13 protein-coding genes and 1 pseudogene are annotated in these 16,277 nt (G+C 73.4%); 11 read left to right on the plus strand and 3 right to left on the minus strand.

The window, feature by feature from the left end:
* Window positions 1–4 precede the first annotated feature (4 nt).
* The 7 genes and pseudogenes from ACWEK3_RS28860 (at window position 5) to ACWEK3_RS28890 (ending at window position 8,622) form a co-directional block, all read left to right on the plus strand.
* On the plus strand, window positions 5–2,572 hold the full coding sequence (locus ACWEK3_RS28860; protein WP_450547367.1) for an ABC transporter permease: 2,568 nt from the start codon (window positions 5–7) through the stop codon (window positions 2,570–2,572).
* 72 nt (window positions 2,573–2,644) lie between these two features.
* Complete coding sequence (locus ACWEK3_RS28865) at window positions 2,645–3,070, plus strand: GNAT family N-acetyltransferase (RefSeq protein ID WP_450547366.1); 426 nt, start codon at window positions 2,645–2,647, stop codon at window positions 3,068–3,070.
* A gap of 196 nt (window positions 3,071–3,266) precedes the next feature.
* Complete coding sequence (locus tag ACWEK3_RS28870; protein WP_450547365.1) at window positions 3,267–4,679, plus strand: hemolysin family protein; 1,413 nt, start codon at window positions 3,267–3,269, stop codon at window positions 4,677–4,679.
* Window positions 4,676–5,704 (plus strand): hemolysin family protein, encoded by a 1,029-nt coding sequence (locus tag ACWEK3_RS28875; RefSeq protein WP_450547364.1) that lies wholly within the window; start codon window positions 4,676–4,678, stop codon window positions 5,702–5,704. Before ACWEK3_RS28870 ends, ACWEK3_RS28875 begins: the two co-directional genes overlap by 4 nt.
* A 59-nt stretch (window positions 5,705–5,763) precedes the next feature.
* Entirely contained in the window at window positions 5,764–6,576 is an 813-nt protein-coding gene (locus tag ACWEK3_RS28880; RefSeq protein WP_450547363.1) for an SGNH/GDSL hydrolase family protein, read from the plus strand.
* Window positions 6,577–6,635: 59 nt separating this feature from the next.
* Window positions 6,636–8,078, plus strand: a complete 1,443-nt coding sequence (gene purB / locus ACWEK3_RS28885) for an adenylosuccinate lyase (protein ID WP_361414754.1) — start codon at window positions 6,636–6,638, stop codon at window positions 8,076–8,078.
* A gap of 104 nt (window positions 8,079–8,182) precedes the next feature.
* Window positions 8,183–8,622 (plus strand): annotated as a pseudogene (locus ACWEK3_RS28890) (mismatch-specific DNA-glycosylase).
* Between the two features lie 201 nt (window positions 8,623–8,823).
* Here the strand turns inward: ACWEK3_RS28890 and ACWEK3_RS28895 are convergent.
* Window positions 8,824–9,267 carry a hypothetical protein gene (locus ACWEK3_RS28895; RefSeq protein ID WP_453250952.1) on the minus strand — a complete coding sequence of 148 codons (444 nt, stop codon included), beginning with the start codon at window positions 9,265–9,267 and terminating at the stop codon, window positions 8,824–8,826.
* A 167-nt stretch (window positions 9,268–9,434) separates the two neighbouring features.
* Between ACWEK3_RS28895 and ACWEK3_RS28900 the strand changes: the two genes are divergently transcribed.
* Complete coding sequence (locus tag ACWEK3_RS28900) at window positions 9,435–10,598, plus strand: ROK family transcriptional regulator (protein WP_450547224.1); 1,164 nt, start codon at window positions 9,435–9,437, stop codon at window positions 10,596–10,598.
* Window positions 10,599–10,722: 124 nt separating this feature from the next.
* Here ACWEK3_RS28900 and ACWEK3_RS28905 read toward each other — a convergent pair whose 3' ends face one another.
* Together ACWEK3_RS28905 and ACWEK3_RS28910 are read right to left on the minus strand one after the other, a co-directional pair.
* Window positions 10,723–11,484 (minus strand): GntR family transcriptional regulator, encoded by a 762-nt coding sequence (locus ACWEK3_RS28905; protein WP_390726493.1) that lies wholly within the window; start codon window positions 11,482–11,484, stop codon window positions 10,723–10,725.
* Between the two features lie 322 nt (window positions 11,485–11,806).
* Window positions 11,807–12,715: an RNA polymerase sigma-70 factor gene (locus tag ACWEK3_RS28910; RefSeq protein WP_453250953.1), complete on the minus strand. Its 909-nt coding sequence runs from the start codon at window positions 12,713–12,715 to the stop codon at window positions 11,807–11,809.
* A gap of 157 nt (window positions 12,716–12,872) precedes the next feature.
* Between ACWEK3_RS28910 and ACWEK3_RS28915 the strand changes: the two genes are divergently transcribed.
* The 3 genes from ACWEK3_RS28915 to ACWEK3_RS28925 all read left to right on the plus strand — a co-directional run bounded on the left by ACWEK3_RS28915 (window position 12,873) and on the right by ACWEK3_RS28925 (window position 16,270).
* Window positions 12,873–13,703 carry an alpha/beta fold hydrolase gene (locus ACWEK3_RS28915; RefSeq protein ID WP_450547227.1) on the plus strand — a complete coding sequence of 277 codons (831 nt, stop codon included), beginning with the start codon at window positions 12,873–12,875 and terminating at the stop codon, window positions 13,701–13,703.
* Between the two features lie 573 nt (window positions 13,704–14,276).
* Window positions 14,277–14,672, plus strand: coding sequence for a hypothetical protein (locus ACWEK3_RS28920; RefSeq protein WP_453250954.1), 396 nt, complete (start codon window positions 14,277–14,279; stop codon window positions 14,670–14,672).
* Between the two features lie 152 nt (window positions 14,673–14,824).
* Window positions 14,825–16,270 carry an N-acetyltransferase family protein gene (locus ACWEK3_RS28925; RefSeq protein ID WP_453250955.1) on the plus strand — a complete coding sequence of 482 codons (1,446 nt, stop codon included), beginning with the start codon at window positions 14,825–14,827 and terminating at the stop codon, window positions 16,268–16,270.
* Window positions 16,271–16,277 lie beyond the last annotated feature (7 nt).

A 16,277-nucleotide genomic window follows, 5' to 3' on the forward strand; every position in this document is an offset into this window, starting at 1 on the left:
CCCCGTGCTCAAGGCGACACTGCGCAGCTTCCTGGCCCACAGGGGGCGGCTGCTGCTCTCGGCCCTGGCCGTCATCCTGTCCGTGGCCTTCGTCACGGGCAGCCTGATCTTCTCCGACACCGTCGCCCGCACCTTCGACCGGCTCTTCGCCTCCACCGCAGCCGATGTGACGGTGGCCCCGAAGCAGGAGCTGCAGTCCGCGCTGCCCACCGGGGTCGTGCAGACCGTGCCGGCGTCCCTCGCCCAACGGGTGGCCGGGGTCGACGGCGTCGCGGCGACGCACGTGGACGTGGCCGTCCAGAACGCCATGGTCGTCGACAGCCACAACAACCCGGTCGGCCCGACCACGGGCGCCCCGACGATCGTCTCCAACTGGCAGGTCACCGACCGCAGCCCGGTGCGGCTGACCTCCGGCCACGCCCCGCACGGCGACGCCGAGACCCTGCTGGACGCCGACACCGCCCGGCACAACGGCGTGCGGATCGGCGACGTGCTCGCGGTCCAGGCGCAGCTTGGCTCGTTCCGCGTCCGGGTCGTCGGCATCGCCACGTTCACCACCACCAACCCGGGCGCGGCCAGGCTCTTCCTGGACACCCCCACCGCCCAATCCAGGCTGCTCGGCTCCACGGCCCGCGCGACGAGCATCTCGGTCGACGCGGCCAAGGGCGTCACCGACGCCGAGCTCAAGCAGCGCGTCGGCCGGGCCGTCGGTACCACCGGCTACGACCTCAGGACGGCCAGTGAGCAGGCCAAGTCCGCCGCCGCCCGGCTCGGCGGATTCGTCAAGATCATCAAGTACGTCATGGTCGGATTCGCCGGGATCGCGGTCCTCGTCGGCATCTTCCTGATCGTCAACACCTTCTCCATGCTGATCGCCCAGCGCACCCGCGAACTGGGCCTGCTGCGCGCCCTGGGCGCCGACCGGCGGCAGGTTCGCCGCTCGGTGCTGGCCGAGGCGGTGCTGCTCGGCGTGGTCGGCTCCACGGTGGGGCTGGCGACCGGGATCGGCCTCGCGGCCGGGCTGATCCGGCTGATGAGCGCCTTCGGCATGAACCTGACGACCGCGGCGATGGTCGTCCGGTGGATCACGCCCGTCGCCGCGTACGCCGTCGGCATCGGCGTCACCTTCCTGGCCGCCTACCTCCCGGCCCGCCGCGCCGCCACCGTCTCGCCCATGGCGGCCCTGGCGGACGCCGAGGTGACCGGGGTGGGCCGGCCGCTGCGGGTGCGCGCATTGGCGGGCGCCGGCGTGGGAGCGGCCGGCGCGGCCGCGCTCGCGGGCTGCGCCGCCGCGCACCGGACCGCGACCGCCGCCTCGCTCCTTGGCGTGGGCATCGTCCTCACCCTGGTCGCCGCCGTCGTCGCGGGGCCGCTGCTGGTGCGCCCGCTGATCCGGGTGCTGGGCGGGGCCTTCCCGGCCCTGTTCGGGTCCATCGGACGGATGAGCCAGCGCAACGCGCTGCGCAACCCGCGCCGGACCGGTGCCACCGCGGCCGCCCTGATGGTGGGCCTGGCCCTGGTCGGCGGGCTGTCCGTGGCCAGTGCCTCCATGACCAGCTCCCTGGACCGCCAGATCGACAAGGTGCTGGGCGCCGACTACCTGGTGCAGAACCGCAGCTTCCTGCCGTTCTCCGCGGAGGTCACGGACGCGGTGCGCGGCACCCGGGGCGCCGGCACCGTCGTACGGCAGCGGTTGGCGGCGGTCGCCCTGCGGATGCCGGACGGCAAGCGCGTCGAGACCACCGCATCCGGGTACGACCCGCGGCTCGACTCGGTCGCCCACATCAAGTACGTCCACGGCGACACGGCGGCGGCCCTCGCCGACGGGCACATCGCCATGGACGCCCGCTTCGCCGGGAAGCACGGGGTGCGGGCCGGAAGCGTACTGCCCGTCGAGTTCCAGGGCGGACGGCTGGCCCGGCTGACCGTGGCGGCGCTGACCAACCAGGACGCGGCCGAGGGGTTCGGCATCGAGGGCGGCGTGTACTTCGGCATGGGGACCCTGGAGAAGTACGTGCCGGGCACCCCGGACGCGGTCCTGTACGTGAACGCCGCGCCCGGCACCGGCACCGGCCAGTTGCGCTCCCACCTGGAGAAGGCCCTGACTCCGTACCCCAATGTGGAGGTGCGCGACCAGGCGGACTACAAGAAGCTGGTCCACGACCAGATCGCGGTCCTGCTCTACCTCGTCTACGCGCTGCTCGGCCTCGCGATCGTCATCGCGGTCCTGGGCGTGGTCAACACCCTCGCCCTGTCGGTGGTGGAGCGCACCCGGGAGATCGGTCTGCTGCGGGCCATCGGGCTGGCCCGCCGGCAACTGCGGCGGATGATCCGGCTGGAGTCGGTGGTGATCGCGGTCTTCGGCGCGGTCCTGGGGCTGGCACTGGGCCTGGTGTGGGGCCTGTGCACCCAGCGGGTGCTGGCCCTCCAGGGCATGAAGGCGCTGGCCATCCCGTGGGCCACGATCGTGGCGGTGGTGGTCGGCTCGGCGCTCGTGGGCGTCGTCGCGGCCCTGCTGCCCGCACTGCGCGCCTCCCGGATGAACGTGCTGGCGGCGATCGCGCACGAGTGACCCGGTCGCAGCACTGGCGTCCGGATGCTGGAATAGGGCCCGGCGGGCGGCGGTGCGTGGTCTGATCACCGCATGAGCGATCTGCACATACGCGCCGCGACCGCCGACGACCTCGACACCGTGCTGGCCTTCTGGACGACGGCCGCGGAGGGCACGAGCATCAGCGACGACCGGAACGGCATGGCCCGCCTGCTCGCCCGCGACCCGGAAGCCCTGCTGCTGGCGGAGCAGGACGGCGAGCTGGCCGGCACGGTCATCGCGGGCTTCGACGGCTGGCGCTGCCACCTGTACCGGCTGGCCGTGCACCCGGACCGGCGGCGCCGGGGCATCGGCTCGGCCCTGCTGGCGGCCGCCGAGGAGCGGTTCGTGCGGCTCGGCGGGCGGCGCGGGGACGCCATGGTGCTCACCCGCAACGAGACCGCGCACCGCGCCTGGCGGGCGGCGGGCTACGCGCCCGAGGAACGCTGGCGGCGCTGGGTGAAGCCCCTGACGGACTGACCCGTGAGGTCCTGACCCATTGGCCCGTGAGGTCCTGACGGACTGGCCCCCGACTCCACTTTGCCCTTCCTTTACTCTTGGAGGACACACGGTCCTCCATGAAAGGTTGTGAGCGTCCGCCCATGGGCGAGCCTCCCCGAGCGCGACATAGCGCGCCTGTCCCCGTCCTGCCCGACCATAGGTCGGGGGTGACCCGATGACCGAAGTGCTCCTGTTGCTGGTGGCGGTGCTGCTGAGTCTCGCCTGCGGCGCCTTCGTCGCGGCCGAGTTCTCGCTGACGACCGTCGAGCGCGGTGCCCTGGAGCGGGCGGCCGAGCGCGGTGAACGCGGCGCGGCCGGCGCGCTGAAGGCCGTACGGAACCTGACCTTCCAGCTCTCCGGCGCGCAGCTCGGCATCACCGTCACCAATCTGGTGGTCGGCATGCTCGCCGAACCGTCGATCGCCAAGCTGATCGCGGGCCCCATTCAGGCGCTCGGCCTGTCCCGGTCCGCCGCGACCACGGTGGCGCTGGTCCTGGGCACGGCCCTGTCCACGGTGTTTCTGATGGTCGTCGGCGAGCTGGTGCCCAAGAACTGGGCGATCTCCTCGCCGCTCGCGGTGGCCAGGCGGGTGGGCAATCCGCAGCGCTGGTTCAGCGCCGCCTTCCGCCCCTTCATCACCCACCTGAACAACACGGCGAACCACGTGGTGCGCCGGCTCGGCGTGGAGCCCGCCGAGGAACTCGCCTCCGCACGCGGCCCCCAGGAGCTCGCCGCCCTGGCCCGGCACTCCGCCAGGGAGGGCGCCCTGGAGGCGGACACCGCCGAGCTGTTCGTGCGGACCCTCAACCTGGCCGACCTGACCGCGGAGAACGTGATGACCCCGCGCGTCCAGGTCGTGGCCCTCGACGCCCAGGCGACCTGCGAGGACGTGGCGAACGCGACCCGGGCGACCGGGCTGTCGCGGTTCCCCGTGTACCAGGGCGGCCTCGACTCGGTCGTGGGCACCGCCCACATCAAGGACGTGCTGGCGGTGCCCTCCGAGCGGCGCACCCGCACGCGGGTCTCCGAGATCATGCGCGAGCCGCTCCTGGTCCCCGAGTCGCTGACCGTCGACCGGCTGCTGGACCGGCTCTCCGGGAAACGCACGATGGCGGTCGTCATCGACGAGTACGGCGGCACCGCGGGCGTGGCGACGCTGGAGGACATCGTCGAGGAGGTGGTCGGCGAGGTGCGTGACGAGCACGACCCGCACGAGACACCCGACCTCGCCCCGGCCGGGGCCGATGAGGAGGGCCGCGGCCTGTACTCGGCCGACGGCTCCGCGCGGGTGGACCAGCTCGCGCGGGTCGGGCTGCGGGTGCCGGAGGGCCCGTACGAGACGCTGGCCGGCCTGATCGCCAACGAGCTGGGCCGGATCCCCGAGACCGGCGACATCCTCCAGGTCGCCGGCTGGCGGCTGGACGTGGTGGACGCGAGCGGCCGCCGGGCCGCGCGCGTGCTGCTGCACGCGCCGCTCGACGACGAGGACGGCGACGGCCGCGAGGACTGCGGGGACCGCGAGGGACCCGCAGGGCGGACCGATCATCCGCGCGGTGACGCGCACGACGAGAAGAGGGCCGGCCGGTGACCGCCGTACAGATCCTGATCGGCCTGGCGTCCCTGGTCGTCAACGCCTTCTTCGTGGGCGCCGAGTTCGCGCTGATCTCGGTGCGCCGCAGCCAGGTCGAGCCGTACGCCGAGGAGGGCGACCGGCGCGCCAGGAGCGTGCTGTGGGGCCTGGAGCACGTGTCCGCGCTGCTGGCCGCGGCGCAGCTGGGCATCACCCTGTGCACCCTGGTCCTCGGTGTGGTCGCCGAGCCGGCGATCGCGCACCTGCTGGAGCCGGTGTTCCACGCGGTGGGCGTACCGCCGGGTGCGGGCCACGCGGTGTCGTTCGTGATCGCGCTGGCCCTGGCGACGTATCTGCACATGCTGCTCGGCGAGATGGTGCCGAAGAACGTCGCGCTCGCGGAGCCCGTGCGCAGCGCGCTGCTGCTCGGGCCGCCGCTGGTCGCGCTGTCCCGGGCACTGCGTCCGGTGATCTTCACGGTGAACACGTTCGCGAACACCCTGCTCACGTTGTTGCGGGTGGAGACCAAGGGCGAGGTCTCGTCGACCTTCACGGACTCGGAACTGGCCCAGATCGTCAAGGACGCCAGCGCGGCCGGCCTCATCGACGACCGGGCGCAGGAGAGGCTGCACGACGCGCTGGAGCTCGGCAGCCGGCCTGTGCGCGACGTGGTGCTCCCGCTGGAGCGGGTCGTCCACGCGCGTCTGGGGGTCACCCCCGAGCAGTTGGAGGCGCTGTCGGCCGAATCCGGTTTCTCGCGCTTCCCCGTGGTCGACGAGGAGCGCCACATCGTCGGCTACCTGCATGTGAAGGACGCCCTGGACGCCTCACCACGAGGAGAGCCGTTCCGGCTGCGGGACATGCGCCCGATCGCCCGGGTCCGCGAGGGCACACCGCTGGACGACGTGCTCACCGCGATGCGCGGCGGTCGTGCGCATCTGGCGGCCGTCCTGGGTGCCGACGACCGGCTGGCGGGCCTGGTGACGATGGAGGACGTGCTGCGGGAGCTGTTCGGACCGGCGGGAGTGACCGGGACGGCCTGAGCCCGGCGGACCAACCGCTTGGTATGGCGCTGGGCCGCACGGATACCATCACTCACGCCATGCAGACGAATCCCACTTACACCAGCCTGGTCGCGGTCGGCGACTCCTTCACCGAGGGCATGTCGGACCGGCTGCGGGACGGTTCGTACCGCGGCTGGGCGGACCTCCTCGCGGCGCGGATGGCCGCCCGCACACCCGGCTTCCGGTACGCCAACCTCGCCGTACGCGGCAAGCTCATCGGACAGATCGTCGACGAGCAAGTGGAGACGGCGGCGGCCATGCGGGCCGACGTCGTGACCCTGGTGGGCGGCCTCAACGACACGCTGCGCCCCAAGTGCGACATGGGCAGGGTCACGGGGCTGCTCACGGAGGCCGTGGAGCGGCTCGCGCCGTCGTGCGAGCGGCTGGTGCTGATGCGCAGCCCCGGCCGGCAGGGCCCCGTCCTGGAGCGCTTCCGGCCCCGTATGGAGGAGTTGTTCGCCTGCGTCGACGAGCTCGCCGAACGGCACGGCGCGCTCGTCGTCGACCTGTACGGGGCTCCGTCGCTCGCCGACCCCCGGCTGTGGGACGTGGACCGGCTGCACCTGACCGCCGAGGGCCACCGCCGGGTCGCGGAGGCGGTGTGGCAGACGCTCGGCCACGAGCCCGAGGACTCCGAGTGGCACACGCCCATGCCGGCGACAGCGCGTCCGGACTGGCGCGCCCGCAGGGTGGCGGACGCCCGTTTCGCCCGGCAGCATCTGCTGCCGTGGATAGGACGGCGCCTGACCGGCCGTTCCTCGGGCGACGGCCGCCCCGCGAAGCGGCCCGAGCTGCTGCCCTACGAGGACCCGGCGCAGCCGCCGACGGCGGCCGACGCGGAGCTCTCGTAGCTTCCCACGAACACCCCCGCGGCGCTGGCCTGCACGAATCGCCAGTAGAATCCGTCTACGTGACTTCAGCGCCCGCCAAGCCCCGCATCCCGAACGTCCTCGCCGGACGTTACGCCTCCGCCGAGCTCGCCACGCTCTGGTCGCCCGAGCAGAAGGTGAGGCTGGAGCGGCAGCTATGGCTCGCCGTGCTGCGCGCCCAGAAGGACCTCGGCATCGAGGTGCCGGACGAGGCGATCGCCGACTACGAGCGGGTCCTCGACCAGGTCGACCTGGCCTCGATCGCGGAGCGCGAGAAGGTCACCCGGCACGATGTGAAGGCGCGGATCGAGGAGTTCAACGACCTCGCCGGGCACGAGCACGTGCACAAGGGCATGACCTCCCGCGACCTGACCGAGAACGTCGAGCAGCTGCAGATCCGGCTCTCGCTGGAGCTGATGCGGGACCGCACGGTCGCCGTCCTCGCCCGGCTGGGCAGGCTGGCCGCCGAGTACGGCGAGCTGGTCATGGCCGGCCGCTCGCACAACGTCGCCGCGCAGGCGACCACCCTCGGCAAGCGTTTCGCGACCGCGGCGGACGAGCTGCTGGTGGCGCACGGGCGGGTCGAGGAGCTGCTGGGCCGCTACCCGCTGCGCGGTGTCAAGGGTCCGGTGGGCACGGCCCAGGACATGCTGGACCTGCTCGGGGGCGACGCGTCGAAGCTCGCGGAGCTGGAGCGGCGCGTCGCCGGGCACCTCGGCTTCTCGCGGGCGTTCACGTCGGTCGGCCAGGTCTACCCGCGCTCGCTGGACTACGAGGTCGTCACCGCGCTGGTGCAGCTGGCGGCAGGACCCTCCTCGCTGGCGAAGACGATCCGGCTCATGGCCGGGCACGAGCTGGTCACCGAGGGCTTCAAGCCGGGCCAGGTCGGCTCCTCCGCGATGCCGCACAAGATGAACACCCGCTCCTGCGAGCGCGTCAACGGCCTGATGGTGATCCTGCGCGGCTACGCCTCGATGACCGGCGAGCTGGCGGGCGACCAGTGGAACGAGGGCGACGTGTCCTGCTCGGTGGTGCGCCGGGTCGCGCTGCCGGACGCGTTCTTCGCGCTGGACGGCCTGCTGGAGACGTTCCTGACGGTGCTCGACGAGTTCGGCGCCTTCCCCGCGGTGATCGCCCGCGAACTGGACCGCTACCTGCCGTTCCTGGCCACGACCAAGGTGCTGATGGGCGCCGTGCGGGCCGGGGTCGGCCGCGAGGTCGCCCACGAGGCGATCAAGGAGAACGCCGTCGCGACCGCGCTCGCCATGCGCGAGCAGGGCGCCGAGCGCAACGACCTGCTCGACAAGCTGGCCGCCGACGACCGACTCCCGCTCGACCGAGCGGGGCTGGACGCGCTGATGGCCGACAAGCTGTCCTTCACCGGCGCGGCGGCCGACCAGGTCGGCGCGGTCGTGGGCCGGATCGAGGAGATCGTGAAGCAGCGCCCGGAGGCCGCGGCCTACGCGCCGGGGGCGATCCTCTGACCCGTTTCACCCCGGCGGAGCTCGAGGCCGCCCGCGACCATCCGGTCCCGGATGTCGTCGCGGACGGCCTGAGGGTGCTGTTCTGCGGCATCAACCCCGGTCTGATGACGGCCGCGACCGGCCACCACTTCGCCCGGCCGGGCAACCGGTTCTGGCCGGTGCTGCACCGGTCGGGGTTCACCCCGAGGCTGATGAAGCCCGCGGAGCAGGGCGAGTTGCCGTCGTACGGGCTGGGCATCACGAACGTCGTGGCGCGGCCGACGGCCCGGCGCAGGAGCTGACGTCCCAGGAGTACCGGGAGGGCGGACGGCTCCTGGCGCTGAAGGTGGCGCGGCTGCGGCCGAGGTGGCTGGCCGTGGTGGGCGTCACCGCGTACCGGGCGGCGTTCGGCGACCCCACGGCCCAAGTAGGGCCGCAGGAACGGACGTTCGACGAAACGCGGGTGTGGGTACTGCCCAATCCGAGCGGGCTGAACGCGCATTGGACGGCCGAGACGATGGCCGAGGAGTTCGCACGGCTGAGGGTGGCCGCGGAGGCGTCCTAGTGCCGCGGCAGGCAACGTTTGCCCGTGAAGGAGCGGCGTCCGGTGCGTGCTCTGGGGGTACCCCCTGCTCGAAGAGCTTGGGGGAGTGCCGGCCGGAAGTCCTCGTACTGGACGTACTGGGGCTTTCGGCCGGTGCGGCGAGAGGGCGTGCCGGGCGTCGCGACGGGGCGAACGTTGTCTGTCGGGGCACTAGCGGACCGGTCACGGTGGATCCACGTCGGTGACGACGGCCAGGAGCTGGAACGGCAGCTCCTTGTCCCACTGGGAGACCGCGAGCGCTATCCACGGGCCGGTCTCCTGCGCCCTCCACAACTGGACGTCCGGTACGTGCCCGCTGAGCGAAGCCCACGGCTCGGGCACGTCCTCACCCGACAGGGTCCGTTCGAGCACGCTGTACAGGCTGAACACCTGCGGCGGGCCCCAGCGCCCGGTGAGCCGCTCCCCCAGTCCGTCCCGGTCGACTTCGTACTGCTCCGCCGTCGCCTCCCGCCGGCTGCCGTCGTCCTCCCAGAAGTCGTCGCTCGTCTCCAACTCGGCTATCCGGTAACCGGGTCCGGCCGTGCCGACGTCCGTCCTGGTGCGCTGGGCGGGATACTCCCCGCGGCGCAGCCGGTCGATGACGGCGAGAGCCTTCGCGATGTCCATGTGCTCCAGTAAACCGGCCCCCACTGACAACTGGCGGGGCGTCAGCGACCGCACCCGGGGCGGGTGGCGCTCCGCCGGTGCGCGCTCGTGCCGTCCCCGGCGCTCGCTGCCCCGGCCCGTGCCGAGTACGATCCGCCCAACACGCGCACGAGCTGGGAGGACGGACGGTGGGGCGGCTGACCGGCGGGGATCCCTCGCTGCTGCGAAGGATCAACTCCGCGGTGGTGCTGCACGCGCTGCGTGCCACCGACTGTGCGACGCTCACAGAGATCACCCGGGTGACGGGGCTGTCCCGGCCGACGGTCGAGGGCGTCGTGGAGGGCCTGATCGAGGCCGGACTCGTCGTCGAGACGGCGGCCGAGGAGGGTGCCGCACGACGGCAGGGACGGCCCGCGCGCCGGTTCCGGTTCCGGGCCGAGGCCGGGTACCTGCTCGGCCTGGAGATCGGCGCGCACCGGGTCGCCGCGCTGCTGGCCGACCTGGACGGCCGCGTGGTGGGTGCCCAGACCAAGGACGTGGAGGAGACCGCCGAGGCGGACGAGCGGCTGGAGCGGCTGCGCGGCGCGGTCGCCGAACTGCTGCGCAGGGCCGGTGTCCCGCGCAGTTCGCTGCGGGCCGTCGGGGTCGGCACGCCCGGGATCGTCGAGGCGGACGGCACGGTACGGCTGGGCACCGCCCTGCCCGGGTGGACCGGCCTGCACCTGGGCGAACGGCTGAGCCGTTCGTTCAAGTGCCCGGTGCTCGTCGAGAACGACGCGAACGCGGCGGCGGTGGCCGAGCACTGGAAGGGCGCCGCCACCGAGTCCGACGACATGGTCTTCGTACTGGCGGGGCTGAGCCCGGGCGCCGGTTCGCTGATCGGCGGGCGGCTGCACCGCGGGTTCGGCGGGGCCGCCGGGGAGATCGGCGCGCTGCACCTGCTGGGCCGGGAGGCGACCCCCGAGACGCTGCTGTCGACGACGGACCAGCCGCTGCACCCGCTGGACGAGCGGGCGGTGGCCGAGGTCTTCGCACTGGCCCGCCGGGGTGACCGGAGGGCCGGCGCGGCCGTCGAGCGGTTCATTCAGCGACTCGTCCACGATGTGGCGGCGCTGGTGCTGGCCCTGGATCCGGAACTGGTCGTCATCGGCGGCTGGGCGGCCGGGCTGGACGGCGTGCTGGAGCCGCTACGGCGCGAACTGGATCGCTACTGCCTGCGGCCGCCCAAGGTCACCCTGTCGATGCTCGGCGAGGCGGCCGTGGCGACGGGCGCGCTCCGGCTGGCCCTCGACCACGTCGAGGAGCAGCTGTTCGCGGTGGAGGGCACGGTGACGGCGCGCCGCTCCCAGTGACGGCCGGGCGTTGCCGGCGAGGGCCCGCCGTTCCCAGTCAGCGCCCGCTGTTCCGGTGCGGGCCTGCTGTTCCGGTGACGGCCCGCCACCGAGGGCGGGTCCCGTCGGCCAGGAGGCCTGCCGGTTAGGAGGCCTGCTGGTGCGGTCCGTGGTGTATCTCCACGCCGCCCGAGTCCCCGAAGGTCAGCCGGCAGGTGTCGGCGCGGTAGGTGGCCACGGAGATCGCGGCGGTGCGTCCCCGGACGACGAAGCGGGTGGTAACGACGAGAACGGGGGCGCCGGGGAGCCGGTCGAGCTCCTTGGCGTCGTCCGCGCGGGCCGAGCCCAGCTCGACCGAGCGGTCCTGGCCCTCCAGCTCGAGGCGGTGCAGCTCGCGCAGCACCGCACGCGCGCGTGCGGGCCCGGAGGGCGCGTCGATCGCGCTCAGGTCGGGCACCGAGCCGTCCGGAACGTAGAGCAGTTCGGCGGCGACCGGCTGACCGTGGCTCATCCGGGACCGGCGCACGGTGTGCACGGGCTCCTCGTGGCCGATCTCCAGGGCGTCGGCGATCGCGGCCGGCGGGACGGCCCGGGTGCAGTCGACGCTCTGCCAGGCGTCGCCTGCCGCCCCCGGCCAGGCGTGCTGCTCGGTGCCGACGGCCACACCCACGCGTGGCGGCGCGACGGTCGTACCCACACCGCGGCGGCGCTGCAGCCGTCCCTCCAGCTCCAGCTGCTCCAGTGCCTGGCGCAGCGTGGCACGGGCCACGCCGAAGCGGGCGGCGAGCTCCCGTTCGTTGGGCAGGATCTCGCCCACCGAGAACTCGGAGTCCAGTGCCTCGCTGAGCACGGTCTTGAGATGCCAGTACTTCGGCTCCGGCACCGATTCCAGCTGCGTGGTCCCCACCCTGTCCTCCGCAATCGCCGTGATCCGGCCGCGTTTTAGCGCCCTTGTTTATTAAAGGTTGTTGTACTTATCTGCGACGATAAGGCGGCCCCCACCCTTGGTCAAGACCAATCCTCGTTCCCTCGGACAGCGCACAGGCGCCTGTCGCGCGGTGTTCACGCCCCGTTCGCACGGGGCCGGATTCCCGGGCACCACGCCGCAGCCCCCGCCATCCGGGTCGGGGCCGGCAGCCGTGCGGGCGCCTGGGACCGGAGGCCGCGGCAGCCGCGCAGACGTCCGGGGCCGGAGGTCGCGGCGGCCGTGCGCATCGGGGCCGGCAGGCTCAGGCGGTCAGGGACCGCAGCTTGTCGGGGTTGCGGACGATGTAGACGGCCTGGACGCGCCCGTCGGCCACGTCCAGTTGGAAGACGCTGTCGGGCTTGCCCCCGGACAGGATCAGCACGGCGGGGCCGCCGTTGACCTCCAGGAAGCGGACGGACGGATCCGGGATGCCCTTGTGCGCCACGCCGACCAGGAAGCGGCCCACCTTGTCGGCGCTCTCCAGGACCCGCAGCGGCGCCCTGGCCTTGCCGCCGCTGTCCCCCACCAGACGGGCGTCCGGCGCGAGCAGCGACATCAACCCGTCCAGGTCGCCGCCCGCCGCGGCGGCGAGGAACCGCTCAGTGAGGTCGCGCCGGTGCGCGGGGTCGACCTCGTAGCGCGGCCGGCGTTCGCCTACGTGCCTGCGGGCCCGGCCGGCCAGTTGGCGCACCGCGGGCTCGCCGCGGTCGAGCAGGGCGGCGATCTCCGCGTACGGATAACCGAAGGCCTCTCTCAGGACGAACACCGCGCGTTCGAGCGGTGACAGCGTCTCCAGGACGACCAGCACGGCGAGCGACACGGAGTCGGCGAGGACGGCCCGCTCCTCCGCGTCCGGGACTGTCCCCGCGAGATCCGTGACCAGCGGTTCCGGCAGCCAGGGGCCGATGTAGGACTCGCCGCGCGCCTGGATCCGGCGGAGCCGGTCGATGGCGAGCCGGGTGGTGACCCGCACCAGGTAGCCGCGCGGTTCGCGCACGGCGTCCCGGTCGGCGGTGGACCAGCGCAACCAGGCTTCCTGAAGCACGTCCTCGGCGTCCGCCACGCGCCCGAGCATGCGATAGGCGACACCCATGAGGACGGGGCGGTGCTCTTCGAAGACTTCGGTCCCGCTATCGATGGTCACGCCCTCATCCCAGCCGACGTTCGGCATTCGTGTCCAGGCGCGCCGGGTTGGGGGCCATGGCCGCGGAACGGCGTGTGAGTCTCGGGGTCGGCGCGATCCCCGGAGATCGGGGGCTACCCGTCGGTAGCAATTGCTGACAGTCTGCCTACCGTCGTTGTCGGCGATTCCCCCACGAGGAGCACCCATGTCCGCCACCGTCTCCTTCGAGGTCCCCTCCGCGCGCGGCCCGCGGACCGTGACCCTCTCCTACGCACGCGTGGGCGGCGGCGAGCCGCTGCTCCTGCTGCACGGCATCGGACACCACCGCCAGGCCTGGGACCCGGTCGTCCACCTGCTCGCGGCCGAACGCGAGGTGATCACCGTGGACCTGCCGGGCTTCGGGGCCTCCCCCGCACTGCCCGAAGGGCTCCGGCACGACCTGCCCACGATGAACGTGGTGCTGGGCGCCCTGTGCGAGGCGCTGGAGATGGAACGGCCCCACGTGGCTGGCAACTCCCTGGGCGGCCTGCTGGCCCTGGAACTGGGCCGCGAGAGGCTCGTACGGTCCGTCACCGCCCTGGCCCCGGCGGGGTTCTGGACGCAGGCCGAGCGGCGTTACGCCTTCGGCGTGCTGCGGGCAATGCGCACGCTCGCCCGACGGATGCCGCTGCCGCTGGTCGAGCGACTCTCGCGGACGGCGGCCGGCCGCACCGCCCTGACCAGCACCATCTACGCCCACCCGGCCCGCCGTTCACCCGAGGCCGTGGTGGCCGAGACGCTCGCCCTGGCACAGGCGGACGGATTCGAGGAGACCCTCCGGGCGGGCGTCGGCGTCCGCTTCACCGATGTCCTGCCCGGAATCCCCGTCACCGTCGCCTGGGGCACCAAGGACCGGCTGCTGGTGCGCCGACAGGGAGTGCGCGCCAAGCAGACCATCCCCCGGGCCCGGCTCGTGCGCCTGCCCGGCTGCGGTCACGTCCCGATGAACGACGACCCGGCACTGGTCGCGCGCGTCATCCTGGACGGCAGCCGCTGACCACCGCCGGCGTCGGTCCGGACGCAACACCCCCGTCCCTCGGGGCCGTTCGCATGGCCGAGGCCCACGTCGCGGTGCGTGCCCTGTCGGCGTACCGGCAGGCGGTGGCCGCCGACTCCGGCCACGAGGGCGTGCGCCTCGTCCTCGGTTACGCCCAAGGGAAGCGACTCGCCCACTGGCTGACCGCCGGCGCTCCCGCACTGCCGGCGATCCGGCGCCGCACATCGGGGCCGCGCATACTGGCGGAGTCCGGTGAACTTCCCGGGCTGCAAGAGGACTTCACCGACGCATTCCGCGCACTGGGCAGGCCGGCCGGCGCCTTCGCGGAGAGCCGGCACTGCGCCCACTGGAGCGGTTCCGCGCACCCCCACTGGCTGGCCGTGCTCCCCGAACTGCGTGAACTGGTGGCCGTGCGGATCCTGCGGGACCTGTCCGCCGTGGCCGTGGACGACAGCCGGGGCGCGGCCTCCGTCCTTCCGCTGCTCGCCGAGTCCGGCGGCGAGGCGGGCGAGGCGACGCACCTGCGCGTGGCCTACGGACTGGGCGCCCGGCACCGAGGACCGGCGGGCCGCCGTGGACGCGCTGCTCGTCCTCGCCGCGCGCGGTCAGCTGGACGCCGCCCGTCTCGGCATGGACCTCGGCGAGCTGGTGCGGCATGGTGCGGTGAAGCCGCTGCGGCTGGCGGAGTCCCTGCGCACGGCCGCATGCACCGGGGCGTACGCCACCGTATGGGGTCTGCTCGGCCACGCGCTGCCGTCGCTGCTCTCCGACCTCGCCGCCGACGGACCGGCCGGTCCGGTGCGGGGGCTCGGTGATCTGCTGGCCGTCGCAGCCGAGTGCGCCGAGCGGTCCGGTGCGCGGGGCGAGCTGCCGCACCTGGCACCGCCAGCGGACCGGCGCCGCTCGTCGCGCCTGGTCGCTGAGGCCCGCCGGCTGCGCGGCGCGCTGGCTCCGGAGGTGGCGGCCTGACCCGCCGCCCCCCGGCTCGCCCGCTGGAACAGCCGTAGAAGACAACCCCGAGAAACAGCTACGAAAGGTGCGAACATCGCTTTACTCATCGGTCACAGCGCGTTCGCGATCACGCAACACCGTTCCGGCACAGTGGCCGTATGACTCGAGAAATGTCGAACACGACGTGGGCGAAGCACAGTCGCCGGGCGCATCACTGGCGGCGGGACCTGGTCGAACTGGCCGCGCTCTTCACGGCCGTCGCCGTGGCCGACGGGGTGGCGAACCTGATCGGTCACGGCCCCGACGGTCCGGCCCTGCTGGTGATCTCGGCGTTCGCGCTGGTGGCCACGGCGGCCTTCCACACCTGGTGGGCACGGCGCCACGGTCACGCACCACCCGCGGACGATACCGGCGCCCGGCCGCTCGCCGCCCAGCAGGCCGGGCCCTCCGCCGCCGGCCCCGCGGCGGCCGAAGCGGCGCCGGGCGACCGCACGCTGTGGCGGATGCGGACGACCGTGCGGGACGCGCCCGGTTCGCTGGCCTCGCTCTGCGCGGCCCTGGCGGCCCGGCACGTGGACATCCTGAGCCTGCAGACACATCCACTGGCCGACGGCACGGTGGACGAGTTCCTGCTGCGCGCTCCCGGCGGGCTCGAGGCGTCCGGCATCACCCGGGCGGTCGCACTGGCCGGCGGCGCCGACACGTGGATCGAGCGGGCGGACGCGCACGACCTGGTGGACGCGCCGACCCGGGTCCTGGGCCTGGCCGCGCGCACAGCGCTCGACGCGGCGGAACTCCCGCTGGCACTGCGGCAGTTGCTGGGGCGGTGCACCATCCGTTCACTGCCTGACCGGCCGGCGGCGGCCAGGGACCCGCAGGAGGTGCCGGCCGAGGGGGTGCTGGAGGAGACGGTGATGCGGCTGCGGGCGCCGGAGGGCGGGACGATCACCGTGGAGCGGCCGTATCTGCCCTTCACGCCCACCGAGTTCGCGCGGGCGCGCGCCCTGGTGGAGCTGGACACCCGGCTCGGACCGCGCGTTCCGCGCGGCCAGGACGTGCTGACGCTGCCCGAGGGCGAGGCGATCACCGTGCGCAGGGCCGACACCGGCGACCTCGCGGCGGCCAGGGCGATGCAGGCGCGCTGCTCGGCGCGCACCCTCGGCCTGCGCTACCACGGGCCGGTCGGCGACGCCGACCGCTATCTCGAGCACCTGCTGAGCCCGCGGTTCGGCCGCACACTGGCCGCGCGGACCGCCTCCGGACGGATCGTGGGCCTCGGACATCTGCTGTGGGACGGCGACGAGACGGAGGTCGCGCTGCTCGTCGAGGACGCCTGGCAGCGCCGCGGCGTCGGCGGCGAACTGCTCGGCCGGCTGGTGGCGATGGCCGTCGAGGCGGGCTGCTCGAGCGTGTACGCCGTGACGCAGGCGGCCAACACCGGCATGGTCGCCGCCATGCGGGGCCTGGGCCTGCCGCTCGACTTCCAGATCGAGGAGGGCACCGTGGTCGTCACGGCCCGGCTGGACGCGACCCCGGTGGCCTCCCGGCTGCCGTACGACGCCGAGCAGGCGCAGGCCGAGGAGGCACAGTACGGGGCGTCGCGCCCTCGGGACTGAGCAGCGG

The sequence above is a fragment of the Streptomyces sp. NPDC004721 genome, assembly GCF_053601495.1.

What these genes read in the sequence shown, in the direction of transcription:
- ACWEK3_RS28865 (WP_450547366.1), top strand. Translation starts at nt 2,645, where the DNA reads ATGAGCGATCTGCACATACGCGCCGCGACCGCCGACGACCTCGACACC.
- ACWEK3_RS28870 (WP_450547365.1), top strand. Translation starts at nt 3,267, where the DNA reads ATGACCGAAGTGCTCCTGTTGCTGGTGGCGGTGCTGCTGAGTCTCGCC.
- ACWEK3_RS28880 (WP_450547363.1), top strand. Translation starts at nt 5,764, where the DNA reads ATGCAGACGAATCCCACTTACACCAGCCTGGTCGCGGTCGGCGACTCC.
- ACWEK3_RS28895 (WP_453250952.1), bottom strand. Translation starts at nt 9,267, where the DNA reads ATGGACATCGCGAAGGCTCTCGCCGTCATCGACCGGCTGCGCCGCGGG.
- ACWEK3_RS28910 (WP_453250953.1), bottom strand. Translation starts at nt 12,715, where the DNA reads ATGCCGAACGTCGGCTGGGATGAGGGCGTGACCATCGATAGCGGGACC.
- ACWEK3_RS28915 (WP_450547227.1), top strand. Translation starts at nt 12,873, where the DNA reads ATGTCCGCCACCGTCTCCTTCGAGGTCCCCTCCGCGCGCGGCCCGCGG.
- ACWEK3_RS28925 (WP_453250955.1), top strand. Translation starts at nt 14,825, where the DNA reads ATGTCGAACACGACGTGGGCGAAGCACAGTCGCCGGGCGCATCACTGG.